1 protein-coding gene is annotated in these 425 nt (G+C 40.2%); it reads left to right on the top strand.

Translation table 11 applies throughout. The features are described from left to right. Positions 1–425: T9SS type B sorting domain-containing protein (locus G7034_RS10325; RefSeq protein WP_166400884.1), on the top strand; the 425-nt coding region annotated here is incomplete at both ends.

Raw genomic sequence — 425 nt, 5'->3', positions numbered from 1 at the left:
GTTGAATTTGACGTCAATGTATTAAGCGCCGCCTTTGATGGAAGTCACAGTCTAGAAATCACCAACATTCAAGGCAACGGCGAATTTGAGTTTTCGGTAGATGGCGGTCCTTGGGTAGCTCAAGACGGACAATCAAGTTTAATCTTTAGCGGTTTAGAAGCCGGAGAAGTAGAAGTGAGTGGTAGAGATTTAGGTGGTTGTGCTACCGAAACAAAACTAGTTTCTTTAATCGATTACCCAAAATTTTTCACTCCAAATGAAGATGGATTTAATGATTCTTGGAATATAATTGGATTAGCTAATCAAGGAAACGCTAAGATTTACATTTTTGATCGTTATGGGAAACTGCTCAAGCAATTAAGTCCGAGTAGTGAAGGATGGGACGGCACTTATAATGGCAAACCCATGCCCAGCAATGATTACTG

It is taken from the genome of Psychroflexus maritimus (assembly GCF_011089875.1).
GTDB classification, from domain to species: Bacteria; Bacteroidota; Bacteroidia; order Flavobacteriales; family Flavobacteriaceae; genus Psychroflexus; species Psychroflexus maritimus.
The sequence above is the reverse complement of the archived record's forward strand: the minus strand, read 5'-3'. Positions and strand labels throughout refer to the sequence as shown.